We start from the raw sequence: 25,673 nt of genomic DNA on the forward strand, positions 1-25,673 counted from the left end.
TTACGACTCCCCCTCCAAAGTACTGCTTTTGCGAACTCCGAAAAATACTTCCGCTCCCTGTTCGTAATTACCTGCGCGATAGATCAGCTGTTCCGAATACAGCAGATACAGGCGGGCAAAGCTGTTGGCGTTGCCCATACCCCCGATTTCCAGCTCCACATTTCTCTGTATGGAGCTGATCTGCATCCTTAATTTCATGATCTCGTCCCTGACGTACTGAAGCGCCTCCTCCGAGAAACCATCCCCGTTGTCCCGAATCCTGATATACCAGCCCTCATCGTCCTGCCATCCTGTGATCTCCAGGCGCATGATCTCATAACCATTTTCATACCCATGGGAAATACTGTTCTCCACCAGCTGCTGCAGCACCAGCTTCGGCAGAATACAGTCCTTTATCTCGGGCTGAATGGTAATCTGGTACTCCAGTTTATGCTCATAACGGCACTTTAGGAGCCTGATATACGCCTCCAGATAATCGGCCTCCTTCTCCACCGTGGCATACCGCTCCTTCGTATTGGTGGAATAGCGGAGCATGGACGCAAGACCGTCGCAGATCTCACAGATGACGTCGTCATCATTCAGGACGCCTCTGCTGGAGATGACGTTTAAGATATTATAGATAAAATGCGGATTCACCTGCGCCTGAAGCGCGTCAAACTGGGCCTGGAGCTGGATCATGGAAGTTCGCTTTTCCTTTAAAATAGCGCTGTCCAGACGCTTCAGCATGTTTTCATAGGACTGCCGCAGCAGCTCGATCTCATTGCTGGAGGTCTTCAGCTCCACATTTTCCGTGATATTGGTAAGCTTTGTGCGTTCCATTAAGTCGGCCAGTTCCTGTACCGGCCTGGCCAGATGATTGGAGGCCGCCACAATATAGAGAACGGCCACTCCGATAAAGCTTGCCGCCAGAAGCAGTGTGCTCATAAAAATGTACCGCAGGTCACTCTGCACCGTGTCGTACCGTTCCGCCACCAGAATCGCAGCGCCGGTCTCTGCGGACACATTTCCCGCCAGAAACTCGTCATTTCCCGTAACGGAATTGCGGTATCTCCTGGCAGTCGTATCCCCCTGTGCTAAAAAATCCCCATAGCCCAAGTCCCCTTCGTACCGTTCATTGCTGAACAACAGATTCCCCTTTTCATCGAAAAGGAGGACCTTTATCTCCGGATTGGAGATAGCAAACAGGGTCCGCAGCGAGTCTTCCGTCCTCTGGACCTCGATATAGCCCAGATTATTCCCCTGGATTTCCTTTACTACAGAAAAGACATTCTGCTTCTTCTCCCCCCAGTCGTCCTCGTGAGGGCCTATGACTGCAAACTGCCCGTATCCGACCGAATCCAGCTGGTCCTTCCATGGCAGGGCGTCCAGATTCATTCCCGCGTTCATCTTCCGTTCTTCGTGGGTTGTCGCTATCACCACTCCATTTTTATTGTAAAAAAGAATCCTGTAAAAATTACTGATGAAGTAATCGGTATTGAGTATATTTCGCACCACTCGGGCCGCCTCGTTAAAATACAGGGAAACGTAGTCGGCATCCTTTGGAAATACCGACAATTTCCGTATGGCCTCCAGGGCATCCACGTCGCTTAAAACGTAATGGCTTACATTTTTCATCGCCTTGATGGACTCCTCGTACTGCTGCGTCAGCTGCCTCGACATATCTTCCAGATTCCGAAGTTCCTGATTAACGGAACGCTTCACGCTGGAGTAGTAAAAGAATCCGCCCAGCAAAACAGCCGCCGACAAGACAAACGCCGAATAAACCAAAATCATACGGGTGCGAAATTTCATAAAAGTAACCTCTTCCTATAATTCTATCCAAAATAAGTAACTTAAGTTTACCTATCCTCCTGCAATTAATCAAGTACCAGATTATCCTTTGACCGAACCGGCCACCATGCCATCCACAATTCTTTTGTTGAAGAACAGAAACAGCACCAGCATGGGGAGCGTAATCATGATCACGTTGGCAAACAGCAGATTGTAAGAACTGGAATACCGTCCGATAAAATTAAACAGCGTCAGCTGGATCGTGGCATTTTTCGTTCCGGGCAGGAAATAGAGGGGATTGGTGAAATCATTAAATACGGCTACCGCATTTAAGATGATGACGGTGGAGGTTACCGGTTTTAACAGGGGAAGAATAATCTTCGTAAACATCTGGGTTCTGGTACATCCGTCGATGTATCCCGCCTCCTCCAGCTCCAGCGGAATGGAGCCCACAAAGCCCCGGTAAAGCATGATGGTAAACGGAATCTGCAGCGCGCATTCAATCAGCATCATACCCGGAAGCGTCTTATATAGGTGCAGTCCCTTCATGACCCAGATCGTTGGCAGAATGGCCGGCGGTACCATGAGTCCCGATAAAATAATGCTGTTTGCAATGCCTGTCAGTCGGTCCCTTCTTCTCTGGAGAACGTATCCGGCCATGGAGCAGACCACAATCAGCAGAACGACCGAGCCTGCCGTGAGCACGGCGCTGTTTTTAAAGGACCGGATCAGCAGATAGTTGTTGGCCTTTATCACTTCCAGATAATTTTCCCACTGAAACACTTTAGGAAGGGACAGCTGCAGCAGATTGGCCTCCCGCCGCTCCTTTAAGGAGCTGACCAGCATGAAGATGAACGGAACTGCAAAGATGGTTCCCGCAACCAAAAGGCCTGTCACATCGCCAAGCAGTCTCACTCTTTTTTTACGTGTCATATCAGTCCACCTCCCTGCTCAATAAGAATTTCTGAAGCGGATAGGCCAGAACCGCGATCATCAGGAACATAATCACATTACCTGCCGTCGAAAGGCCGTAATACCCCGCCGCATACTGCTTATATACCGCGGATGCGACCACCTCCGTCGCATATCCGGGTCCGCCTCCGGTCATCGCCCAGATCAGGTCAAAGCTCCTCATTCCGCCGATAAAAGATAACATGATGACCGAGTTCATAGCCGGACGGGCCAGAGGAAGCGTGATATAAAGCAGCTGTTTCCATTTATCCGCCCCATCGATCACTGCGGCCTCATAATACGTCTTGTCGATCGCCTGGATACCAGCGATAAAGATCACCGAGGCCACGCCGAGGCCCTTCCATACATCCGTTCCGATTACGGAAAATAATGCCAGCTTCGTATTGCCCAGCCAGTCAATGTTCTGGATTCCGATCAGCCCCAGACACTTGTTGATCAGGCCCTTTGACGGATGCATCAGAGCGGTAAACGTAATTCCCACCGCAATGGTAGATACCAGGTTTGGGAAAAATACGATCGACCGCAGCAGATTCTTTGTCTTGATACTGCTGGTTAAGAACACACCGATCAAAAAACCGAGCACCACCTTGGCCCCGCCCGTCAGTACCGCGTAGATCATCGTATTTTTCACGCCCGTATTCAGGGACCGTTCGGAAAAGAACATCTTAAAATTCTGCAGGCCGCAGAATTTCACCTCGTCGAAGTTCCAGATCGTCAGGCTGAAATACAGGGAAAGAAGCAGGGGTATCAGAAAGAATACGGTAAAAACGGCCATGGCCGGCACCAGAAACCACGTGGAATATATTTTTTTCTTATCCATACTATTCTCCTGTCTAAGAAAGAACGAAGCGTATCACCGGTAGTGAACGCTTCGCCTTTCGCTCTTCTCTATTCCCGCAGGCAGCGGGCTTTGATTACCAATCCAGTCCCAGCTGTGCCGCCTGTTTCTTACAGTCTTCGTCGTATGCCGCGGCCGCTTCCTCCGGAGTCGTCTGTCCCGTACCAAGCTCCTGGCAGATTGCAGGACAATCGGCACCCTTTACCGGCGTGATAAACTCCAGTGCAAGTCCGGTCTTTCCGGAATCAAAGTACTGCTGCAGATCGAATTTAACAGCGTCGTAGGCGTTATCCGGCAGCTTGTATCCCTTGACGCAGTACGGTCCTTCCGGAAGCAGAGCCGCCGTATAGACATCGAGAGCCTCGTCGGAAATCATGAATTCCATTAACCGCTTGATATCGTCTACCTTGCCGGAATTCTTGTTGCCGTACCAGGAAGACGGCTCCCATACCGTCAGACCCTGTTCCTCCGGATCGTCGCCCGGAATGGCAAATGCCCTGACATTGTTCACTTCATCCCCGTACAGCTCGTAGATATTGGAGAGTGCCTGCGAACTGGAGAAATAGTGCGCACCTTCGCCTGTCACGATCATGTCACAGGCATCGTTATAAGTCGTAGCCATATAGTCATCGTTGTAATACGGAGTGGTATCCGCTAATTTCTCCCAGCTGCGCAGTCCCGCTTCGTTGGTAGCAAACTTGATTTCACCCTTTTCGAATTTCTCCGCAAAGTCCGGTTCCTTCACCATAACGTTGTAGTAATCCCCCAGGAATGGGAACTGAGTCGTCCACTGATCCGCATAGGAACCAATCAAAGCCACTTCCCCGGCTTCTTTTAAAACGTCACAGTTATGTAAGAACTCGTCCCATGTCTTGGGAACTTCCAGGTTGTATTTTTCGTAAACGTTCTTATTATATAAGATTACGCCGCCCTTTGCCGATGAGGTTGGGATTCCGTATACCACGCCGTCAATGGTGACCGCCTGCTTATACGTGTCATCCAGCCTGTCCGCCCAGTCCTCATTGGTGATATCGATGAAATACTCTGCCGGGTTGAGTGCGGAAAGCAGTGCTCCCGAGTTGGTTCCGCAGAGATCCGCCATATCGCCGGATGCCAGCCGCGTCTTGATGATGGCGTCACCGTTGTCTCCGCCGCCCCGCACTTCTACTTCCACGTGAATTCCCAGTTTCTCTTCCGCCAGATCGAATACTGCCTGGTATCCCGCCGGCGCCAGATCGGTACCGATGGACGCCGTCAGCGTCGCTTCTTTATATTCCCACTGGCCGTCCTCTGCCTTCGCTTCTGTCTCGCCCTCGCCGGACGTTTCTGCCTCTGTGTCCTTCCCCTCCGCCTTTGCAGTCGTCTGCTCTGTCTCCGGATTCGTCTGCTCTGTCTTGCTGCTGCCGCATCCTGTCATACTGCCTGCGGCAACCGCTGCCGCCACCATGAGTGCTATTGTTCTGCGTTTCATCTTGTAAACCTCCCTTTTGTGTTTTATGACCAAATTCTATCATATCTGCCCCTGTTTTTAGAATGGAAAAAGCTGCCGCGATACGGTGAAAATTTCACACTAAAGAACGGGAGTTCCGCCTCCTGCATTCATTTCTCCATCTGTTGTGTCCGATTTTCCATGGACAATTTTACTCTCATTATACTATGATTAACAAAATATTTCATGGATTGGAGGAAGATATGGAATTAGGAGATACGGTAATGAAAGATATGGAAACAAAAGGCATGGAACTGGAGGATATAAAGCTAAAAAATATGAAACTGAACGATATGGCATTGGAATATGAAAATCTGGATAATGAAAACTGGATACAGGCCTCCGGCCCCTGTGACGCCCCGTACTTTCGAAAATCCTTTCAGGTCAAAAAACCGGATAAGGCGTCGATCGCCATCTGCGGCCTCGGATTTTACGAGCTTTTTATCAATGGCCGGAAAGTAAATGAGGAATGCTTTATCCCGGTGACATCAGACTACCATCCCAGGGATATATCCAACTTTTTATACCCTATGAAAGGGACGTTCACCCACCGGACCTACTATGACGTCTATTCCATCGGGGAGTATCTGCTGGACGGATACAATACCATCGCGGTCGCGCTGGGAAACGGCTGGTATAATCAGAAGGACCGGATCGTGGAGGGCCGTCAGTCCTTCGGTGAACCGCGGCTCACCTTTCATATACGGATTATAGGGGCGGAAGACAGGATCATTGTATCGGACGAGAGCGTGTGCTGGAGCCGGAGCGAGGTCACATACAACAACTTATTCTTTGGAGAGAAGCACGATCTTCGCCTGAAACAGCCCGGCTGGCAGCTCCCGGACTTCGATGATAACGACTGGGAAAATGCAGCGGCCGTCCCTCCGCTTGAAACACAGTTATGTCCTTCCGACTGTCCTGGCGACAGAATGATCCGGACTATGGTTCCCAAACTGCTGTATTCAGATGAAAGCCGGGCCATCTATGATGCCGGTGAAAATATAAGCGGCTGGGTCGTTGTAAACGGCGTTCTAAAGGACGGGCAGACGATAAAAATTCTGCATTCCGACGAACTTTCTCCCACCGGAGAATTGGACTTTCTGTCCAGCGGCGGCGACAGCCAGATTCAGGCTGCGGAATATACCGGCAATGGTCTTCAGGAGACCGTACATCCCAAATTCAGCTGGCAGGCTTTCCGTTATTTTGAAGTAACCGGTCATCGGAATGTCAGCGGCGATTCACCATTTCTATGTGCCGTAGTCCATGCGGATGTTGCGCAGACATCCAGTTTCCGATGCAGCAATGAGACGTTGAACTGGCTGTATGATGCCTACATAAGAACACAGCTGTCCAACATGCACTCCGGCGTCCCCTTAGACACACCTAACCGGGAGCGTTTAGGCTACACCGGCGACGGCCAGCTGGGGTGCCGCACCGTAATGCTTACGCTGGATGGAAAGAGACTGTACCGCAAATGGATTCGTGACGTCCTGGACTGCCAGGATCAGACGAGCGGACGGGTACAGCACACCGCCCCATTCCAGGGAGGCGGCGGCGGCCCGGCGGCCTGGGGCGCCGCAATTGTCGAGGTACCCTACCAGTATTACGTCCACTATCAGGACATCGACATCCTGAAGGATAGCTTTGGCCCCATGCTTCACTGGTTTGAGTACCTGGAAAGCCGAAGCGAAGACGGCCTTGTCTCCTATGGGGAGCCCGGCGGCTGGTGCCTCGGCGACTGGAACACCACACAGGAAATCCTTCTTCCGATCCCCTTTGTCAACACGTATTTTTACATCAAGGCACTGCGGACTGCCGCAGAGATTGCAGAGATACTGGGTCTGCCTGAGGAGAAAAAACATCTGGAAGAGACGGCTGAACAAAAGAAAGAGATCCTGGTCCGCCATTACTACAGCGAGGAGGAAAATACCTTCTGCGGCGGTGTTCAGGCCGCAGACGCCTACGCCGCGGATCTCGGTCTGGCAAACGCCGGGATGCTCGATGCTCTAAATGAGAAGTATGCCGCTATGAACGAATTCGACACTGGCATCTTCGGCACAGATATCCTCATTCGTGTTCTGTTTCAGCACGGTTATGCACAGACGGCCTATCATCTTTTAACGGCAGACGGCCCCTGCTCCTTTGAAGCGATTCGGAGAGCGGGCGGCACGACGCTGTGGGAATCGTTCCTGGACATGAAAGAATCGAAAAACCACCCCATGTTCGGAGCTGTGACCCGTTATCTGTTCTCGAATCTGTTAGGGATTCAATACTGCGGAAAAAATGAAATACAAATCCGTCCGGCCATCGTCGATGGCCTGGATTACGCGGAAGGGAAAATCACCACAATTTATGGTGTGATTGAAGTGAGCTACGTAAAACACGAAAAAGTGATTGAATTTGTGATTCACTGCGATGAAAGGATTTCCCCCACACTGGAGTACGGCGGACGAGTGGTGCCGGTTTCTTCTGGGGAAAGGATTGTGGTGGAGCGAATTTAGGAAAGATAGAATAAATTTAGGAAATAAAAACTGTACAGCAACGCACAAAATCCGGCGGCCTTGAAGAATATTTCAAAGCCGCCTGACTTTCATAACGCCTTTCTGTTAAACACCATAACAGACAGCAGCAGCAGTACCGCCGACAGAATTACGGTAAGAATCCCAGGAAATATAAACTGGGAAGCTGCCGCTTCTCCGGTGAGCAGATCTACATTTTTCATGACAAGAAAAGATGGGCTGACGCCTTCCAGCAGCGGCGTCATGCTCAAAAGTCCCATCACGACGGTGAACACCAGCAGAAACAGTATGGCGGTAAAGGCCTGACGGAACATCACACAGCCCAGCATAAGAATACATAAGTACAGCAGCGCGGTGAGCCACACCACAAAGGCTGACAGCAGAAGGTGTTTAAAGCCCTCTCCCGGCCACAGATATGCGGTATATGCCCAGGCGACAGCAAAACTGAGCCAGTAGCTCACCGTCATAATCACCGCGGAGGAAGTAAATTTTGAGAGAACTACCGCCCTGCGGGACAGGCCTTTCGTGAACATGATCGTCAGCGTGCCCTTTGCGTATTCCCCGGACAGGCTGCTGCTGAACAGAATGATCATCAGGCTCAGGCCGAGAGAGGACACATTTTTATAGAACTGCATCCATGCGTCCGCCGCGCCTGGTTCCTTCACCGTTATCTCCATATTCACTGCAAATGTTTCAATGAGAAGAGGAGTGAATTTCGCCAGCAGCGGACTCGATACTCCAAAGAAAAAGAACAGGGCAAGCATCAGAAACATACGGTAGGTGCGAACATTCTCCACCAGTTCTTTTCTCGTAAACGCGGCCATCCCACTCATTTCACCACCTCCAGGAATAAATTTTCAAGTGTCGGCTCCATAAGCTCCATTTTGAGCGGACAAATCTCCGTCTCTGCCAGTGCCGCAATAACGCGATGCTGAATCCGGTCCATGTCCGTTCCATGCAGGATCATTTCCCTTTCTTTCATCTCCGTGTGTTCCAGCAGGGGAACGATCTGCTCATTGGCCGCAAATGTATGGATATCATCACTGCCGGAAAACTCCAGCAGCAGGCTGTCCCGCCCATGCAGCGCCCTGATCTCAGGAAGCGTTCCGCTGACTGCAATGCCGCCCCTGTGCAATACGGCGACACGGTCACAGATCCGCTCGACATCCGACAGGATATGCGTCGAAAATATCACCGTCGTGGTGCCTTTTATCTTCATCAAAATATCCAGTATCTCCTTCCGCCCTACGGGATCGAGGGCGCTTGTCGGCTCGTCACAGATCAGCAGGCGCGGCTGTGACAGCAGCGCCTGCGCGATGCCGAGACGCTGTTTCATGCCGCGGGAGTAACCGCTGATCCGTTTCTTCACGCCCTCCAGTCCCACAAGGTTCAGGAGTTCATGGCTCCTGTTTTTCGTCTCTTCCTTTGGAAGCCCCGAAATCTCGCCGCAGAGCGCAAGATATTCGACGGCATTCATGTACGTGTAAAATTCCGGGACATCCGGCAGATAGCCGATATGGCGGTTGGCCGCTGTCCCTCCATACTCCACCGGCTCCCCGCAGACGGTAATACTCCCGCAGTCGGCTTTCAAAAGACCCAATACCATTTTCATAGTCGTTGTCTTTCCCGCCCCATTTTGGCCAATAAATCCAAATACGGCCCCTTCCGGCACGGAAAGTTTCAGACGATCGATCACCTTCTGTCCTCCGAAGCTTTTAGACAAATCCTCTATCGTAAGAATATTCATTTTTCCTCCCCTCGTCCCAGAATGAAATACGCGATCGGTCCGATCACTTGAATGAAAAGCACGATCAAAGCCCACATGATTTTATTTCCAAACCGGTAATGCGGATGGCGTAACACATGAATGAGCGCCGTGACTGCCAGGATCACTTCGGCAATGATAAGCGGGATAAAAAGCGGTAAGTTGGCCATGAGTACATCCATATAATATCCTCCATTGTTTTATATCACCATGATACTATCATCATTTTTATAATATTATCATATTGATAACAATAAGTCAATAGAACGGCTCTTCCAAAAATTTCCGCCCCTCTGCTGTCAGCATGATGCGGTGTTTCCGGAAAGAGCCGTCTCTGATTTACTCATTATATGTCTCGGGTGGTGTCACGATAAGGCCGATGGTTCTCAGCCTTCTGCCCGGAGCCGGCGGGTTATGATGCAGCGGCTCGATGATTCGCGCGAACTCCCCAACCGCAGCTTCCAACTCTTCATTGGTTGCATAGACAGGGGCCATGGTAAAGGCTGGATGGTCCTCCATGATATCGATATCCGGACGTTTGCAGTACTCCTGAAACTGCTTGACGAGTCCCAGCATATAGTTCATAAAGAGCAGCATAAACGCCTCCCCGGAATTGGAGCTTACGATATCCTCTATCCCTTCGCCCAAGGGGATAGCCAGGGCATAGGTCTTCTCCACAGTTCCCCTGATCGGATTCTCTCCCACGATTTTTAAGATCCCTTCGTCTGTCATCCGCTTCAAATAGCGGTACAGCGTTGCCTGCGGAATATCGCTGTATAGCTCCGACAAACGCTTTGCGGTCGTCTGACCGGAAGCGTATATTTCCAGCAGCAGCTTACATTTAATCGGATTGGCGAAGCAATCCATTATTTTCTGATCCATTCTGCCTCCTCCTCGCATTGCTTACAAGAATATTATCACTATGATAATAAAAAGTCAATGCTGCTCAGACATCCTTACCGTTAAATTCCCCGTGGTATCCTACTAAATTTTCTACAGTTCACATACCATAAGATACTCCTCCGCATGTTCAGCGACGATCTGAAACCCAAGACGGAGATACAGTCCCGCCGCATAATTGGCCTTCTGTACAGAGAGAGACACACGGCTGAACCCGATCTCTTTTAAATGGGTAAGCATGGCCTTCATCAGCCCGGTTCCTATACCGAGCCCACGGTACGGCCCGTAGAGGGATATTGCGAGTGACGGCGTGCTGTCATCGAAATGACCGTAGTCATTCATGATCCGCACCCATACGGCCCCCACAAGTTTTCCGTCCGCCTCCGCCGCCAGCGCCTGATCCGCCGTCTGACTTCCAAAATCCGCAGTGTAGACCTGCAGCTCCGGTGTCTGAAGGATCGACCTTGCAGGCGGCTTCATGCCTTCCGGCACAAATATCGCCTCGTATAAAAAATCTTCCAGCAATGGATATTCCGATTGTTTCAATTTCCGTATTGTGTACTCCATATTTGACCTCACCTGCCTTCGCCTTCCGCCAGATCCGCCAACTTGAAATGACTGACCAGTTCCTTTAAGAGCTGCGCCTGAGAAGCCAGTTCTTCGCTTGCGGCGGCGCACTCTTCCGCCGTTGCGGAATTCGTCTGAACCACTTCGGAGATCAGATTGATATTCTCCGTGACCTGCCGGTTCGCGTCAAACTGTTTTGACGACGCGTCCGTAATATGGAAGAGCAGCTCCGACACGTTGTCTATCCCGCTCACCACCTCCGCCAGCGCATTGTCCGTCTCATTTGCGATCCTCCGGCCGTTTTCTACAGCCTGAAGGGAACTCTGAATCAGGGCCGCAGTACTCTTAGAAGCGGCAGACGACTGGTTTGCCAGACTCCGCACCTCATTTGCCACCACGGAAAAGCCTTTGCCGCGGTCTCCTGCACGCGCGGCTTCCACCGCCGCGTTCAATGCCAGGATATTGGTCTGGAAGGAAAAATCCTCAATCGTCTTAACGATTTTCCTGATTTCGTCGGATTTGCCGCTGATCTCCGCCATGGCCTTTACCATCTCCTGCATGGAACGGCTGCTTTCGGTTGCATTTTCTTTGACCATCTGCGCTTTTTCACTGGCCTCCTGTGCGTCCCTGGAATTCCGGTATGCCTGATCCGATATCTCGCTCATCATGCCGGTCAGTTCCTCTACGGAAGCGGCCTGCTCCGTGGTTCCCTGCGCCAGATTCTGTGAACTGGAGGATACCTGTTCTGAACCGGCCGCCACGTTGTCTGCCGACCGGCTGATCTGAAGCAGGAGCTCACTTAATCCGCGGCTGATCTTTTTCATGGAGCGCATCAGCTGCTCAAATTCTCCGATATAATACTCATCTCTTTCGCTTTGAACGCTGAAATTCCCCTCTGCCATCTCATTCAGTATATAGGTTTCATTCTGAATGACATCTGTCAGAGTATTCACCATGCTGCGGATATCTCCGGCGAGGCTTCCCAGTTCATCCCTGGAATCATATGCAACGCAGACCGCCGAGAACTCTCCTTTGGCCATGGCACGTGCCGCCTGCTCCAGTTCTGTGACCGGCAGAGTGATCCCGCGTGTTATGTAAACGCCGAATACAATGCTTACCGCCACACTGATGCCTCCCAGGATGATCACGGTAAATACAGCCATCGCCTGCTTCTCCCTCAGTCCAGATACTAGATTCTCTCCCTTTTTATTCCCGCTCTCAATCAGGCTGTTCAGTACCACCTGTGCCTCCTGAATCGCGAGAATATTATTATGCTCCATATAATCCGCCGCCTCGGCCTTCTGATTCTCCGAAGCAAGCGTAAGAACGTGCTCTCTCATGGGCGCCAGCTTTGCCAGCGCTTCCTCCAGCCGGTCGATAATCTGCTGATCGCCCAGGAAATGCGCTTTCACAACAGGAACCTCTTCCTGTATGATTGCAGCGCAATTCCTGGCATCAGTGATCGCTTCTTTTACAATTTCGGAATCCGTATTCGATATAGAACGGTAAACAGACTTCTGCATCCGTTCAAAGTTTGAATTAATAACACTTGCACTGTCATTTACAGTAAACGGCCCGTCATAGAAGGTCTCTATCTGCCCTCCTAGCCTGACGAAATCGACAATACTCACCACACAGCTCATAATAAGCAGGGTAAGTATGATCGCATATGAGATCGTCAACTTCTTTGATACCTTTAAATCCTTCAATGCACCCTTCCTCCTTATCATCATTCCTGTCACTCTCCCGCGCTCGACAGATACCGGCCCAGCAGCTTCTCCAGCGCCTTTACATCGATCGGTTTGGAAAAATGATCATTCATGCCTGCGCGAAGCGCTTCCTGTCGGTCGTCCTCAAATGCATTAGCCGTCATGGCCACAATGGGAATCCGTTTTGCGTCCTGCCGCTCCAGATTCCGTATGGCTTTCGTCGCCTCGTAGCCATTCATGACCGGCATCTGAACATCCATCAAAATCAGATTGTAGTATCCTTCTTCCGAACCGATTACCTTCTGGACCGCTTCTCCCCCGTCGCAGGCGTCTTCCACCTCAGCCCCCATCTCCGCAATCAGAGTGTGGGCAATCTCCCGGTTCAGCAGATTGTCCTCGGCCAGCAGAACCCGTTTGCCCTGAAAATCACGGCTGTCCCCCACCTCTTTGTATTCGACAGGATTCTTCTCTTCCTCCAGCTCCCTTAAGAGGTAGCAGATCTTGGAACGGTAGAACGGCTTCGCCAGAAATGCCGTCACGCCCGCCTCCCGGGCCTCGTCCTCGATATCGGACCAGTCGTAGGCGGTCAGAATAATGATCGGCACCTCATTCCCAGCGATCTTCCGAATCCGCCTCGTAATCTCCACCCCGTCGATATCCGGCATCCTCCAGTCGATAATCATCAGCTCGAACGGATCCATACTGTCCATGGCCTGTGCCGCGAGGCTTACCGCCCTCATGCCTTCCGTCGTAAACTCCGCGCGCAGTCCGATATCCTCGAGAAGCTCCGTGACATTTTTACAGGTCTGCATATCGTCGTCCGTGATCAGGCAGTGGATGCCGAGCCATTCTCCAGGAATCTCCTCCTGAGGAGCGTTCTGCAGCCGCAGCGGCAGGGTCACGGTAAAGGTGGAGCCTTTCCCCAGCTCGCTCTTCACCTGGATATCGCCGCTCATCATATCTACGATATTCTTTGTGATGGCCATGCCGAGACCGGTTCCGGTGGCCTTGCTGTGCGTGGAATCCTGTACCCGTTCAAACGGCAGAAAGAGCTTATCCAGGAATTCCGGGCTCATGCCCAGTCCGGTATCCATGCACTCGAACACGTAATTCTGATACTCCCCGCGGCCGCTGTTTTTCTGGTATACATTAACCCTGATGCGGCCGCCTTCCATCGTATACTTGACTGCGTTGCTCAAAATATTGAAACAGATCTGGCGGATTCGGAGCGGATCACCGATCACCATCTCATCCTTTAACTCCAGCAGACTGATGTCCATGCGAAGGTGATCCGCATCGGCCTGCGGGTGTATCAGCTCCGTAACCTCCGCCACCAGATCCGCAAAGTTAAACGGCTCCTCCCGCAGGGATATCTTTCCGCTCTCAATCTTCGACATATCCAGGATATCATTGATCAGGCTCAGCAGATGCTGGCTTGACAGATTAATCTTCCTTAAACATTCCCGCACCCGATCATGGTCCTCCATGTGGGAAGCGGCGATCGCCGTCATGCCCACAATGGCGTTCATCGGCGTCCTGATATCATGGCTCATATTAGACAGAAACTGACTCTTAGCCACACTGGCCGCCTTTGCACTCTCCAGAGCGCTCTGAAGCGCCTGCCGGTGCTGTTCCTCCTCGTGCTTCTGTTCGTCAATCCGGCGTGATAACAGGATTGCAAGCTGATCGCTGGAATACGGATTTTCCACGTAAATGATCTGTGTGGAGGTCCAGTGATACTGACCGTCCGCCAGCATAAGCCTGGCCTCCAGGAACACCTCCTGCCTCCGGATTCCCAGGGTCTTCTTAAGACTCTCCGGCGCCAGACGTTTCCTGAATTCATCCTGAAAGTCCGGATGCACGGAAGCCAGAAATTCCTGGTACAATCTGTTAAAGGATTCCTGCCCTCCCAGGTCGGCCAGGAGTCCCGGCTGTATATAAATGAATTTAAGCGTGTCACAGGTTAAATTCAGACTGATAATAACCGGGAACACATTGGAGACCGCGCTGATCAGCATCCGGCGCTCCTGCAGCTTCTCCCGCTCCGCCTCTTCCTCCGCCAGCTTTTCCAATGTAATGTCGTGGAAAGTGGCAATGAGGACCGGAGTTCCGTCTTCATTCAGCATTTTTTCCACCAGCCCGGCCGACCAGAAGAAGCTTCCGTCTTCCCTCATGACACGATTCTCAAAGGATCGCTTCTGATCGCCCTCGGCCGCCTCCCGGAAGATATCCACAATCATCGGATAATCCTCCGGATGGATAAATTCCATGAGTTTCTTTCCATTAAGCGAGTCGTTAGATGCCTCCTCCGGAAAATTAAGCAGCCTGAGCCCCTCCTGGTTCAGTTGAAGCAGTTGGAATGGGTCCTCCAGGGTTATCAGAGCGATTCCTTCCGGTATTGCATTATAAAGATGCTCGATGTAGCTGGCCTGCCCCCTCAGCTTCCGGTTTATCTGTCTGACGTAACGCAAGTAGACGATCACCAGTATGGCCAGTCCGATCAGGATAACCGCAATAAGAAGAAAGGTGCGGATTAATATCTGATTCGTCTGCGCCTCAACAACGTTCTGCGGAATAATCGAGATCAGATACCAGTCAGAATTCAGTCCCAATGGAATATAACAGAATACGGTGTCCTCGTCCTGATACGTGAAGGTAGCCCATCCCGTCCTTTTATCGATCAGGGACTGTGCAAACTGGTCCAGCCTGGCAGAATCATTCTGAGATTCCGGAAGCATGTCAAACAGGTTCTGCACCGTCTTGTTGCTGCCCGGATGCGGCGGACGGATCAGCACATTTCCGCTGGTGTCCACCACATAGGAAAAACCGGCGTCCTGATAAAACGAGACGGTGAAGCTGTCCACAATCTCCCCCACTTCGTACGATTTCAGAAGGTATCCCGCCGTTCCATCCTGCAGGATCACTTTTATGTACAGGTTAAATTCATTGACTCCCGTGCCGCTGCAGATGTGAGGATCGATGATCCCCTTTTCCTCAGAAGCTGAGGCCAGAAAATCCGCTGCCGCCGTATCACCGGGATCACCGGACGGAAATTTGGTACCGTCTTCCAGATATAACGCAATCCCATTGTCCATACGGCTGTAACTGCTGATCAGCCCGTCCAGCTCTTCCGTCTGGCCGGCGGTATATTTTTTCAGATAATTCGTGAGGGACTCCATAACCCTGTATTCTTCCTGCAGCTGGACCCGCAGCGTATTCAGCCCCTGCTGGGTACTCTCCCGAATAGTGCCTATGGACTGCTGCCAGAGCTGCTCCCGCACCGAGCTGACAAAAAGCACACTGATCAACGCAATCCCCACGCTGACGAGTAACGCCACCAGCGCAATTTTAATCCTTGCCGTTCCGTCCTGTTGCTTCATCATGGTACAATCCTTTCCTGAGCCTGCTGATCCAGCCAGCTCATGGTAGAATTAAGACTTTCCCCTGCCAGCAGCTTTTGGGAAGCTTCCGCCGTCAGCTCCCATATGGGCAGCTTCAGCAAATCATCGGTTCCGATCACCGTCCGCCCCGATTCATAACAGGAGATCAGAGGCTGGATCTCTAAAACACTGGAGGGGTTCCCTTCCTTTAACGGGCTGAAGGAAGATTGCTGGTCGGCAAACCGCTGTATATTCCCAGCTTTCGTAAAATACTCCACAAATTTCATGGCAGCGTCAAAATGTTCGCTGTCGGCATTTACGCTCAGACGTGTATCGGGATTGATCACCAGCATACTGCCCTCGTCGAGAATCGGCAGCGGCGACACCTCAAACTGAAAGTCCGGCTTCATACGGACCACACGGCCTGCCGCCCAGGCTCCTGTAAGCATAAATGGAGACTCGCCCAGAATAAATTCCTTCAGATCGTCGGAGGTCTTTTGGGTCTTCAGTGCCTTATCCGCGTCTACATACCCTCTTTTGATAAACGACTCTACAGTTGAAAATCCCTCTGTCAGATATTCGCTCAGTTTCTCATCACTGCTGTTAAGACGTTCCAACACCTCCGTCTGGCGTTTATCCTGGTATACCTGGTAGAATCCCCGGCCGATCGCCAGTGTCTTCAGGGAAATGTCATTGTTGGCAATAACCGGAGTGATTCCTCTGCTGATGAAATAGTCGCAGACGGCTTCCCACTCTTTCAGTGTACCGGGAACCTGCTGTTTATGTTCCTTCAATAAATCCAGATTGCAGTAAAGGCCGAAAACGGACACCGTTGTAGGGACCCAGGTAGTCCTGCCGTTCCCCATCTGGCTCCTCATCTCGTCCGTAAAATCAGGCAGCGTGGAAAGGCCGGACAAATCCGCCAGCTGTCCCTTCTCTTCCAGCTTCAGCAGGATGTCATGATTCACCATAAATATGTCGTCTCCCTTTCCGCTCTCCATACGTTTCTCAAGGGCATCAAAGTACGCTGTTCCCTTAAGGCTCTCATAGGATACACGGATATATGGATTTTCCTTCATAAATTCCGACATAATCTGTTCGATCACGGTTACATTATCCGGCTCATATTTGTTTCCAAAAAAGGTGATTGTCACAATTTCCTGGCTATCCAGGGTATCATCATTCACCACTCTGTTCTTACCGCCGCAGCCTGTGAGGGCCGATATCGCAAGAGTAAGAAACAGGAGCAGTGCGGGGATTTTTCTTGACATCGCAGTTCTCTCCAGTCTTTTTGTAATACATGGTATTTTCTCTCTGTTCACATACTAATTGGATTCTACCACAACCTGACTTCGAATACAATCGATTCTGTCTTCTTAAACGGTACTGTACCGTTTCATGAGCTCATGGTATAATAAGGAAGAGGTGAAAACATGAAAGGCAGCAATGAATTATACAGACTCGTATACGACTATTACGCAACCAGAATCTTATTTGGTTTTTATACTTATGGGGACGCGATGCCGTCCATCCACAAAATATGTGTTCAATTCAGCCTTGCGGTTCCGACGGTACGGACAGCATTTACTTATCTGGAACGGGACGGATATATACAGGTCGAAGCATCCAAAGTAGCCCGCGTGGTTTACAAGGCCGCTCCCTCCCGGATCCGGAAAAATATTGCCGACTACTTTCTGCCGCGTGAGGACGGATTAAACGACATCGGAGTGGCCGGACAGATTTTAATCGAACCGCTTTTCGCACTGGGACTTCAGCGCTGGGAAGAGGACCAATGGAATCAGCTGCGTGAATGGCTTGCCAATCCCTCACCGGACACGCTGTTTATGCCGATTAAACTCTATATTCTGGCACTTTCTGCGCTGGATAATAAGCTCCTGCTAAATCTTTACTGGGAGATGGTCCGTTACCTCTGCTTCCCCTATCTGTCCGAAGACCAGGCGGCATGGAAGCGCTCTCTGGAAGATCTGGGAATCCAGACAAACGAAGAGCTCATCCACGATCTGAAGGCAGAGTATTTTAAAGTTTATAATAAAACAGCTGATGACCTGTTTTCTTTTCTGAAAACAGTACGTCCCCAATATGCACCCACGCTGCCTGAGCCGGTCCCCTTCCGGTGGAGCCTCTACCGGCAGCGTCCCCAGATACGCTATTCCCTGGCCGCCAGCATCATCCGTGGAATTGTTTCCGGAGTTTACCCCATCGGAAGCTATCTCCCCTCTCTGCCGCAGCTGGCCGCAAAGTACGGAACGGCGTTGTCGACAATACGCCGTACGGTCTCGCTCCTCAATGACCTGGGGGTGGCAGTGTCCCAGCACGGTAAGGGCATCCTGGTCTGTATGACACCGCAAACCATCGATTTTTCCAGTCCCGATGTGCATGAAATGCTGGATCTCTATCTGGAAAGTCTCCAGATACTGGTATATACCTCCCGGTCAGTCTCCCTGTTTACATTTCAGTCCGTCTCCAGGACGGCTCTGGAGGTTTTAACCGAGCAATTCAGGTGCATCAGGAAGGAAAGCCGAACGGATCTCTATCTCGAAATCTATCTGGGTTTTATCGTTAAGCACTGCTCCTCCGCTACGGTTTGCGAGTGCTATGACAAATTAAAACAGCTTCTGTCCTGCGGCTATCCGGTCACCCTGATGAGGCTGAAAAAGGATAGTCTGGGCAAGGAATACAATCCTGCCGTCCTCCAGGCCGTCACTTTTCTAGAGGACGGTGACACGGAAGGCTTCACTGATCAGTGGTGTGAATTCTTAAGCCAGCAGGAGAAGGAGACGAGATCATTTATCATGGAACAATGGAAGCATTCACCTCAAAATTGAAACATTCACCAGAAAGCAGGTGGCAGTCATAGACGGTAAGATTTTATTGGCAGACGATGAAAAAGATATTGCAGACCTTATGGAAGAAGTCCTGCGCCAGGACGGTTTCCGGGATATCCGAAAGGCGTATAACGGCGCGGACGCGGTGAACATCTGCCGCGAATTCCAGCCGGACGCGGTTATTCTCGATATCATGCTTCCGGATATAGACGGTCTGGAGGTATGCAGGCAGATTCGGGAGTTCTCCTATTGTTCCATCCTGTTCCTGTCTTCCAAAAATGATGATGTGGATAAAATTCTAGGTCTCGCCTCAGGCGGAGACGACTATATCACCAAGCCCTTCAGCCCACGCGAGGTTGTGTTCCGCGTCAAGGCGCAGCTCCGCCGCCAGCGCTATCAGGCATCCCCATCCCGGGACACTGGCTCCGTCTTAACCGCAGGTCCCCTCTCGCTGGATAAGGAGAGCGGGCGGGTCTATAAGGATGGACGCGAGATCGCCCTGACTGGGCGCGAATTCCTTCTGCTCTCCTATCTCATGGAAAATACGGACAAAATCATCAGCAAAGAGCGTCTCTATGAACAGGTCTGGGGGGAAGCCAGCAGTATCTGTGACAACACGATCATGGTGCACATCCGCCATATTCGGGAAAAAACAGAGACGGACCCGTCGAGGCCGCAGCAGCTCATCACCGTAAAAGGCCTGGGCTATAAACTCAGGAAAAGGATCAAATAAATGAAGAAATCCGGTTACCGAACCACATTCCACATATATTTTATCTTCCTGCTGACGCTGATTGGCACGATCCTGTCGGCAATTCTTCTCTTTTTTCTGCTGATAACGGTTCGAAAACCGGATGGGTCTTACGTCAGGAGTGACTGGCCAAAATCCTTTACAGAGAGTTTTGGCAGACAGATCCAGTTTATGGACGGTACGCCCCGGGTTACACAGGCCGGAATCGAACTGCTGCAGGACAACGGCGTGGGTCTCCAGATCTTAGCTCCGGATGGCCGGGAGGCGTACAGCTACGGAAAGCCGGATTCCGTCAGCGGCTCTTATTCCGCCTTTACCGGCACCGTTCAAGACGCCGGGGAAGACTGCGTCTATATACTCTATTTTCCCATGAAAATCTCCGCCATCACCATGTATCTCAACGGGGATCGTTTTTCTGGCGGCCGGCCGGTCTTTCTGACCCTTTTATGCGTGCTGTTCCTGGTGGTTCTCGTCTCCGGCGCCCTCTACGGCTTCTGGACCTCCAGACAGTTAAAGCGGCTGACTGCCTCCATCCGGGATATCTCCCTCCGCCGCTGCCTTTCCGATCACAGCCGCGGCGCGTTTGGGGATCTGTACGCCAGCCTGAACGCATTAGATGCCGAGATCCGGGCCAGCGACCGCCTGAGGGAAGAGACGAAGAAGATGCGGGAGGAATGGATTTCCAACATCACTCACGATCTGAAAACGCCCCTCTCCCCGATTAAGGGCTATGCGGAGATCATACAGGACGGGGACGACGGGCAGGAGGAATCTTACAGGCGGTACGCCGCGGTCATACTGAAAAACGCCGCCTACATGGAAGCGCTCATTGACGACCTGAAGCTGACGTACCAATTGGAGAACGGCCTGCTTCCCGTCAACCGGGAGCATCAAAATATGGTCCGCTTCTTAAAAGAGCTGGCAATCGATATTTTAAATACGCCCGAGTACGAAGACCGCGTCATTGGTTTTGACAGCACGGAGGACGCCATTTTCTATTCCTTTGATCCAAAGCTGCTGACGAGGGCCTTTCGCAATCTGATTATCAATGCCTTTGTACACGGAGGAGAAACGGCGGAGGTTACGCTCCGGGTATCCCGCATTGACGGCACGCTGCTGATCCAGGCGGCCGACAATGGAAAGGGCATAGGTTCGGAGGAGGCCGAACACCTCTTTGACCGCTACTACCGCGGCACCGGCACCGGAGAGAAGCCGGAAGGGACCGGCCTGGGTCTGGCAATAGCGAAAAGCATCATCGAGCTGCACGGCGGAACCATTTCCGCTTATGGCACTCCCGGCGCAGGTACCGTGTTTTCGATTGAATTTCCTGTTTCTTAAGGTTAATTAAGGTTGTCTGAAAGTCAGATTAAGGCTGACAGTTTATCATAATTTTCATGATAGCTGTCAGCCTTTTTTAATTATGGTAAACAGGCAATTATAATTGCAAAATCAGACAATTCCACGGAAAGCAGGTGCCACAATGAAGATCATACTAAAATATATTCTCACCAATATTAAAGAGCGAAAGCTGCGAACCACAGTCATGTTCCTGTCCATTCTGCTCTCCTCCATGCTCCTGTTCGTATCCTTTTCCATCGGCGCTTCCTATGAAAGTGCACAGAAAAAAATGGCCAGGGGCATGGCGGGCAGCGCAGTTCTCTCTGTAAAAGCGGCCGGTGGGGCCATTAAAACGGACGAACTTCCCCCGCTTTCGTCCATCGAGGCAGGCGTGGGCGTGCTGAAGGGAACGGCCCTCTATCATGAGAACGGCTACTATGAGACCATCGATTTAATTGCCGCCGATTTAACGGAGCTGGCTAAAATCAATCCACCCCATCTGGCCAATGGTGAGAAAATCACTGATTTCACCGGCAGCCTGGTGATCCTGCCGGACCGTTTTACTTTAAAATACGGAATAAATAAAGGTGATACCATTCATTTACAGATCAATGGCGCCACGGTTCCTCTTCAGGCCGCAGAAATTGCAAACTATGACACAGTCTTCCTCCGCCATACGAGGGGAGCGACAGCCCTTCTGCCTCTTTCCACCCTGGCCGGACTCCTGGATCAGACGGACGGATACAGCGAAATCCTGATAAAGCCCGCTGCGGGAGCTGACACCGCGGTTTTGAAAAACGAAATCGCCGCTGCTCTGCCCGCCCCCGCTTATATTGTATCCGAGGTGGTCAACAAGGCGCAGATCGAGGCCGACGCAAGGCAGAAATCCATGCCGTTTTTCCTCATCAGCTTTTTCTCCATGACCATGAGCGTGTTCATTATTTACAGCAGCTACAAAGTGATTACCCTGGACCGCCTGCCAGTAATCGGAACCTTTCGCAGCATCGGCGCAGAGAAAAAGACCGTGACCCGCATCTTCATTCTGGAAAGCCTCCTGTACGGAAGCGCAGGCGGCCTTCTGGGAATCCCGTCAGGCGTTGTGGTCCTGAAGCTGATTCTTCACGGCATGGGGCAGTCTCTGTCCCAGGGCATCGAAATCCCGGCAGTGATCTCCCCGCTCAGTGCGGTGATCTCATTTACCATGGCAGTAACCGTGGCATTTCTCTCCGCCTGGCTTCCGATCCGCCGTACGGGACGCCTTCCGGTGAAGGACATCGTACTTGGCACCGCAGAAGAACCGCACACTTCCGTCAGATTCCTTACGAGCGTCTGTGTAATCGTGTTTCTGATATCCATGCTGCTGCCCCGCCTCGTATCCGGGCCCATGCTGTATCTGGCCGGCGGCCTCTCTCTGCTGGGAATGACTGCATCGGCCGTGCTTCTCGTTCCCATGCTCACCACCATCTGTTCTGAGGCACTCACACCGCTTTACCGCTCCCTCCTGGGAAATGAGGGCTGGCTGGCTGCCCGGAACATGAAAGGCAATAAAAATACAGCGCAGAATATCACGCTGCTCTTCATCAGTATCTCCGCCGTGATCGCCATCACGGTTGTCGGTGATTTTGTCACAACGTATGTCAGTGACGTCTTTCATGGGGCGGAGCTTGACGGCTTTGCGGATGGACATATGGAACCGGAATTTGTCGATAGAGTGAAGGAAATGGATGGTATAGAGCAGGTTCTGCCGCTTTACGTCTATAAGAATGAGATAACAGCGGACGGCCTTCCCCTCAGCCGGCTGGAGGCAACCGACCGCCTCGACTGGTACGGCCCCATGCTGGCGCTCCATTATACGGAAAAGGACATGGAAGCTTCCGCCATTTCGGCCTTCGCCTCCGGGCGCGCCGTCATCCTGAGCACAGACTGCATGAAACGAATTGGCGCTTCCACCGGGGACATCCTGTCCCTTTCCGACGGCTCCGTCCTGCAGGACTATCTGCTCGTCGGCAGCTTCAAATCAAGGGCCACCGATGTTGAGGCCGTTATTCCAGCTGCATGTGCGGTTTCCGATTTCGGAGCCGTCTCCTACGGCTTTCTCGCTTATACCGCAGCCGATCCGGACGCCATCATGGTACAGCTTCGCAGCCTGTTCGGTGAAACCTCCAACTGGAGCCGGACAGTAGAAGAATTCAACACGGACGCCCTTTCCACGGTCGGAACCTTTTTGAAGCCCATGCGCACAATGACCTGGTTTATCCTGCTGCTGGCCGCGGTCGGCGTCGTCAACAACCTTTTGATCAGCCATATTCAAAATCGCCGCAGCACCGCCATGTATAAGTCTGTGGGGCTCTCCAACCGCCAGATGGCGTTGGTCACAGTGATCGAAGGCTTTTCATCCGGCCTGATCAGCGCGGTCCTTGCCGTATTTATCTCTTATATGGAAATCCAGACCATCTTCCTTGTAGCTGGTCCAAAAATACAGATTGTGCCGGAGCTGAATGTTTTTACGTTTCTAACTTCCGGTATCCTGGGAATCGCGGTCACTCTGCTTGGCTCTGTCGTCCCCATCATCAAGTGCCGGGAAATGAAACTTGTGGAAGAAATCAAATTTGAATAGCTTACAGAACTGGAGGATAAGAAATGAAACCTGTTATAGAAACTGCCGCCGTAGAAGGACGGCATATCGTTAAGAATTTCCGGCTTGGAGATACCGTAACCGAGGTGCTTAAGGATGTCTCCCTGCGGGTAATGCCGGGGGAATTCGTCTCAATTATGGGACCATCCGGTTCCGGAAAAAGCACGCTTCTCTATATTCTTGGAGGTCTGGACACCCCGACAGGCGGCCGCGTGCTACTGAACGGTACCGATATCTCCAGCTTCGGAGATGAAAAAATGAGCGTTCTCCGCCGCCGGAACATCGGATTCGTCTTTCAGTTTTACAACCTGATTCCCAACTTGAATGTGGAAGAAAATATCATGCTCCCGCTTCTTTTGGACGGTCAGAAAATGGAGCGCTGCACAGACCGTCTCGACCAGATTCTGGAGATGGTGGGCCTGTCCGACCGGCGCAGACACACGCCCCGGGAGTTATCCGGCGGCCAGCAGCAGCGCGTGGCAATCGCCCGCGCGCTCATCGGCAATCCCGGAATTCTCTTCGCCGACGAGCCCACCGGCAATCTCGACTCGAAATCCGGCGCCGATATCATGAGCCTGCTGCGGGAGATCAACCGCAGCACCGGGCAGACCATCATTATGGTGACCCACTCCCCGGAAGCTGCCAAAAGCAGCAGCAGGATTATTACGGTGCGGGATGGGACCATTGTGTGATATGGCGATGCCGGGCTTCCGCATACACTACATCAGTCCAAACAAATTCCATAATGGATACATGACAACAATAAATCCCACAAACATGATTAACGTCTTTAAGCCTTCCTGTTTGATAAAATCCTTCATCGGCATCATTCCGTATTCGTACATAATCAGGTTTCCGTTGGACTCATACGGCAGAAACAGCATTTCACATGCGTACACCAGGATCATGCAGGCCACCACCGGGTTAATACCCAGGGACACGGCGATCTGCGCAAATGGAATAGACAGTCCGCCCAGCATCGCAAGGGGTGTCATAAAGAAATTGGCAATCATTCCAAACAGCATAAAGGAGATGCATACGACCAGCACGCTCTTTCCGGAGAGAAACGGCACGGCGATATTCGTCAGGAAATCCCCAAATCCAACGGAAGCTCCCACGACGCCGATCCCGAGGCAGGCCGCTACAAGGAAGATCATGGAGAAATTGATTCTTCCGATTATCTCCTTGTCCCCGATTTCAATGCCCGGAACGAACATCAGATACGGGATCGTCATAAATCCATAGGCTGCCGGAAGGCCGGTAAAGTTTGAGGAAAACAGCCAGGTGAACAGAAGCACGATCATGGCGACCGCCTTTTTCTCTTTTTTGCTCATCTTTCCCAGCTGCTCGTATTTTTCATCAAAAATCCTACGGTTCAGCTTTCCATCCATTTTCTTCGTCTTATAGACCTTCATCAGGATAAACAGCGTCAGCAGGCACCAGATAATGAAGCAGCCGTTGTACAGGAATGTGGTGAACATCCCCATGCTGTATCCAGGCACAAACTCCTGCAGCGATGTCTCAATCATGGAATAATAGCTTGGATAGTACAGAAACACCGTGCTTCCTGTACACCCGATGGTACCCGCGAAGCACACCAGCGATGATTCCCTGGAGGGCTTCAAATCCATGGCCTTGCACACACCGAAGATCAGGGCGCCGGCAATCACCCATCCATAGCAGAATGTGACCAGATTTAGAAGAATTCCAATGACAAAGCAGCCGTAAACCACACCGCCGTAGGTTCCGCCGCATTTTCTTATAACATAGTAGGCGATCCGTTTTAAAAGACCGCACTCATCCAGTACCGTACTGAAGATAAGTCCCCCCAGGACCATCCAAACCGTCGTATTTGACCAGGAACCAAAAGCCGTTGCGGCCGGAACGATTCCGCTGACAATATACAGTGACGGAAGCAGAATCGCCGACACCAACAGCGGAAACAGCTCAAAGGCAATGATCAAAATCATAAACAGCGTAATCATAAAGAACCGCTTCAGACTTTCTGTAAAATCCCCCGAAACCGGAATAAAAGCAATGATGACAGGAATCAGTATGCTGACTGCCCATCCGATCCGTTTTTTCTTATCTGCACTCGTACTCATTCTAGTGTCTCCCCGTTTTATAGTTTCTCTCAATATCCCCACGGATATTGTCTTTTTTTTGTCAATCAAGGCTGAAAAAGTACATCCCA

19 protein-coding genes are annotated in these 25,673 nt (G+C 51.4%); 6 read left to right on the top strand and 13 right to left on the bottom strand.

The window, feature by feature from the left end; translation table 11 throughout:
- The 4 genes from H8S75_RS15960 to H8S75_RS15975 all read right to left on the bottom strand — a co-directional run bounded on the left by H8S75_RS15960 (position 1) and on the right by H8S75_RS15975 (position 5,051).
- On the bottom strand, positions 1-1,791 hold the full coding sequence (locus H8S75_RS15960) for a cache domain-containing sensor histidine kinase (RefSeq protein WP_187022474.1): 1,791 nt from the start codon (positions 1,789-1,791) through the stop codon (positions 1-3).
- An 81-nt stretch (positions 1,792-1,872) separates the two neighbouring features.
- Positions 1,873-2,703 (bottom strand): carbohydrate ABC transporter permease, encoded by an 831-nt coding sequence (locus H8S75_RS15965; protein ID WP_187022475.1) that lies wholly within the window; start codon positions 2,701-2,703, stop codon positions 1,873-1,875.
- A gap of 1 nt (position 2,704) precedes the next feature.
- A complete protein-coding gene (locus tag H8S75_RS15970; RefSeq protein ID WP_187022476.1) occupies positions 2,705-3,562 on the bottom strand; it encodes a carbohydrate ABC transporter permease in 858 nt (285 codons plus the stop codon).
- Between the two features lie 94 nt (positions 3,563-3,656).
- Positions 3,657-5,051, bottom strand: coding sequence for an ABC transporter substrate-binding protein (locus H8S75_RS15975; protein ID WP_187022477.1), 1,395 nt, complete (start codon positions 5,049-5,051; stop codon positions 3,657-3,659).
- Between the two features lie 221 nt (positions 5,052-5,272).
- On the opposite strand from H8S75_RS15975, the gene H8S75_RS15980 reads away from it, so the two are divergent.
- The gene (locus H8S75_RS15980) at positions 5,273-7,570 is read left to right on the top strand and encodes a family 78 glycoside hydrolase catalytic domain (protein WP_187022478.1); all 2,298 of its coding nucleotides are present in this window, start codon (positions 5,273-5,275) and stop codon (positions 7,568-7,570) included.
- 89 nt (positions 7,571-7,659) lie between these two features.
- Here H8S75_RS15980 and H8S75_RS15985 read toward each other — a convergent pair whose 3' ends face one another.
- The 8 genes from H8S75_RS15985 to H8S75_RS16020 all read right to left on the bottom strand — a co-directional run bounded on the left by H8S75_RS15985 (position 7,660) and on the right by H8S75_RS16020 (position 17,180).
- Positions 7,660-8,421, bottom strand: a complete 762-nt coding sequence (locus tag H8S75_RS15985; protein ID WP_187022479.1) for an ABC transporter permease — start codon at positions 8,419-8,421, stop codon at positions 7,660-7,662.
- A complete protein-coding gene (locus tag H8S75_RS15990; protein ID WP_187022480.1) occupies positions 8,418-9,335 on the bottom strand; it encodes an ABC transporter ATP-binding protein in 918 nt (305 codons plus the stop codon). Before H8S75_RS15990 ends, H8S75_RS15985 begins: the two co-directional genes overlap by 4 nt.
- Entirely contained in the window at positions 9,332-9,535 is a 204-nt protein-coding gene (locus H8S75_RS15995; protein WP_055659522.1) for a PLDc N-terminal domain-containing protein, read from the bottom strand. The genes H8S75_RS15990 and H8S75_RS15995 overlap by 4 nt, the downstream gene beginning before the upstream one ends.
- 157 nt (positions 9,536-9,692) lie before the next feature.
- A complete protein-coding gene (locus tag H8S75_RS16000; RefSeq protein ID WP_002601276.1) occupies positions 9,693-10,235 on the bottom strand; it encodes a helix-turn-helix domain-containing protein in 543 nt (180 codons plus the stop codon).
- Between the two features lie 111 nt (positions 10,236-10,346).
- The gene (locus H8S75_RS16005) at positions 10,347-10,820 is read right to left on the bottom strand and encodes a GNAT family N-acetyltransferase (RefSeq protein ID WP_187022481.1); all 474 of its coding nucleotides are present in this window, start codon (positions 10,818-10,820) and stop codon (positions 10,347-10,349) included.
- 8 nt (positions 10,821-10,828) lie between these two features.
- Positions 10,829-12,553 (bottom strand): methyl-accepting chemotaxis protein, encoded by a 1,725-nt coding sequence (locus H8S75_RS16010; RefSeq protein ID WP_243270290.1) that lies wholly within the window; start codon positions 12,551-12,553, stop codon positions 10,829-10,831.
- A gap of 5 nt (positions 12,554-12,558) precedes the next feature.
- A complete protein-coding gene (locus H8S75_RS16015) occupies positions 12,559-15,909 on the bottom strand; it encodes a response regulator (protein WP_432764189.1) in 3,351 nt (1,116 codons plus the stop codon).
- The gene (locus tag H8S75_RS16020) at positions 15,909-17,180 is read right to left on the bottom strand and encodes an ABC transporter substrate-binding protein (protein ID WP_187022483.1); all 1,272 of its coding nucleotides are present in this window, start codon (positions 17,178-17,180) and stop codon (positions 15,909-15,911) included. The genes H8S75_RS16015 and H8S75_RS16020 overlap by 1 nt, the downstream gene beginning before the upstream one ends.
- 162 nt (positions 17,181-17,342) lie before the next feature.
- On the opposite strand from H8S75_RS16020, the gene H8S75_RS16025 reads away from it, so the two are divergent.
- The 5 genes from H8S75_RS16025 (at position 17,343) to H8S75_RS16045 (ending at position 24,171) form a co-directional block, all read left to right on the top strand.
- Positions 17,343-18,755, top strand: a complete 1,413-nt coding sequence (locus H8S75_RS16025; protein WP_187022484.1) for a GntR family transcriptional regulator — start codon at positions 17,343-17,345, stop codon at positions 18,753-18,755.
- A 28-nt stretch (positions 18,756-18,783) separates the two neighbouring features.
- Complete coding sequence (locus H8S75_RS16030) at positions 18,784-19,488, top strand: response regulator transcription factor (RefSeq protein WP_187022513.1); 705 nt, start codon at positions 18,784-18,786, stop codon at positions 19,486-19,488.
- Complete coding sequence (locus tag H8S75_RS16035) at positions 19,489-20,844, top strand: sensor histidine kinase (protein ID WP_187022485.1); 1,356 nt, start codon at positions 19,489-19,491, stop codon at positions 20,842-20,844.
- 142 nt (positions 20,845-20,986) lie between these two features.
- Positions 20,987-23,461, top strand: coding sequence for an ABC transporter permease (locus tag H8S75_RS16040; RefSeq protein ID WP_187022486.1), 2,475 nt, complete (start codon positions 20,987-20,989; stop codon positions 23,459-23,461).
- Between the two features lie 23 nt (positions 23,462-23,484).
- Complete coding sequence (locus tag H8S75_RS16045) at positions 23,485-24,171, top strand: ABC transporter ATP-binding protein (RefSeq protein WP_187022487.1); 687 nt, start codon at positions 23,485-23,487, stop codon at positions 24,169-24,171.
- Positions 24,172-24,198: 27 nt separating this feature from the next.
- On the opposite strand, the gene H8S75_RS16050 is transcribed toward H8S75_RS16045, so the two are convergent.
- Positions 24,199-25,584 (bottom strand): SLC13 family permease, encoded by a 1,386-nt coding sequence (locus H8S75_RS16050; RefSeq protein ID WP_187022488.1) that lies wholly within the window; start codon positions 25,582-25,584, stop codon positions 24,199-24,201.
- Positions 25,585-25,673: the final 89 nt, after the last annotated feature.

The organism is Hungatella hominis (genome assembly GCF_014288005.1).
Lineage (GTDB): Bacteria > Bacillota > Clostridia > Lachnospirales > Lachnospiraceae > Hungatella > Hungatella effluvii.

Coding starts and splice junctions, on each gene's coding strand:
- H8S75_RS15960 (WP_187022474.1), bottom strand. CDS start 1,791: ATGAAATTTCGCACCCGTATGATTTTGGTTTATTCGGCGTTTGTCTTG.
- H8S75_RS15965 (WP_187022475.1), bottom strand. CDS start 2,703: ATGACACGTAAAAAAAGAGTGAGACTGCTTGGCGATGTGACAGGCCTT.
- H8S75_RS15970 (WP_187022476.1), bottom strand. CDS start 3,562: ATGGATAAGAAAAAAATATATTCCACGTGGTTTCTGGTGCCGGCCATG.
- H8S75_RS15975 (WP_187022477.1), bottom strand. CDS start 5,051: ATGAAACGCAGAACAATAGCACTCATGGTGGCGGCAGCGGTTGCCGCA.
- H8S75_RS15980 (WP_187022478.1), top strand. CDS start 5,273: ATGGAATTAGGAGATACGGTAATGAAAGATATGGAAACAAAAGGCATG.
- H8S75_RS15985 (WP_187022479.1), bottom strand. CDS start 8,421: ATGAGTGGGATGGCCGCGTTTACGAGAAAAGAACTGGTGGAGAATGTT.
- H8S75_RS15990 (WP_187022480.1), bottom strand. CDS start 9,335: ATGAATATTCTTACGATAGAGGATTTGTCTAAAAGCTTCGGAGGACAG.
- H8S75_RS15995 (WP_055659522.1), bottom strand. CDS start 9,535: ATGGATGTACTCATGGCCAACTTACCGCTTTTTATCCCGCTTATCATT.
- H8S75_RS16000 (WP_002601276.1), bottom strand. CDS start 10,235: ATGGATCAGAAAATAATGGATTGCTTCGCCAATCCGATTAAATGTAAG.
- H8S75_RS16005 (WP_187022481.1), bottom strand. CDS start 10,820: ATGGAGTACACAATACGGAAATTGAAACAATCGGAATATCCATTGCTG.
- H8S75_RS16010 (WP_243270290.1), bottom strand. CDS start 12,553: ATGATGATAAGGAGGAAGGGTGCATTGAAGGATTTAAAGGTATCAAAG.
- H8S75_RS16015 (WP_432764189.1), bottom strand. CDS start 15,909: ATGAAGCAACAGGACGGAACGGCAAGGATTAAAATTGCGCTGGTGGCG.
- H8S75_RS16020 (WP_187022483.1), bottom strand. CDS start 17,180: ATGTCAAGAAAAATCCCCGCACTGCTCCTGTTTCTTACTCTTGCGATA.
- H8S75_RS16025 (WP_187022484.1), top strand. CDS start 17,343: ATGAAAGGCAGCAATGAATTATACAGACTCGTATACGACTATTACGCA.
- H8S75_RS16035 (WP_187022485.1), top strand. CDS start 19,489: ATGAAGAAATCCGGTTACCGAACCACATTCCACATATATTTTATCTTC.
- H8S75_RS16040 (WP_187022486.1), top strand. CDS start 20,987: ATGAAGATCATACTAAAATATATTCTCACCAATATTAAAGAGCGAAAG.
- H8S75_RS16045 (WP_187022487.1), top strand. CDS start 23,485: ATGAAACCTGTTATAGAAACTGCCGCCGTAGAAGGACGGCATATCGTT.
- H8S75_RS16050 (WP_187022488.1), bottom strand. CDS start 25,584: ATGAGTACGAGTGCAGATAAGAAAAAACGGATCGGATGGGCAGTCAGC.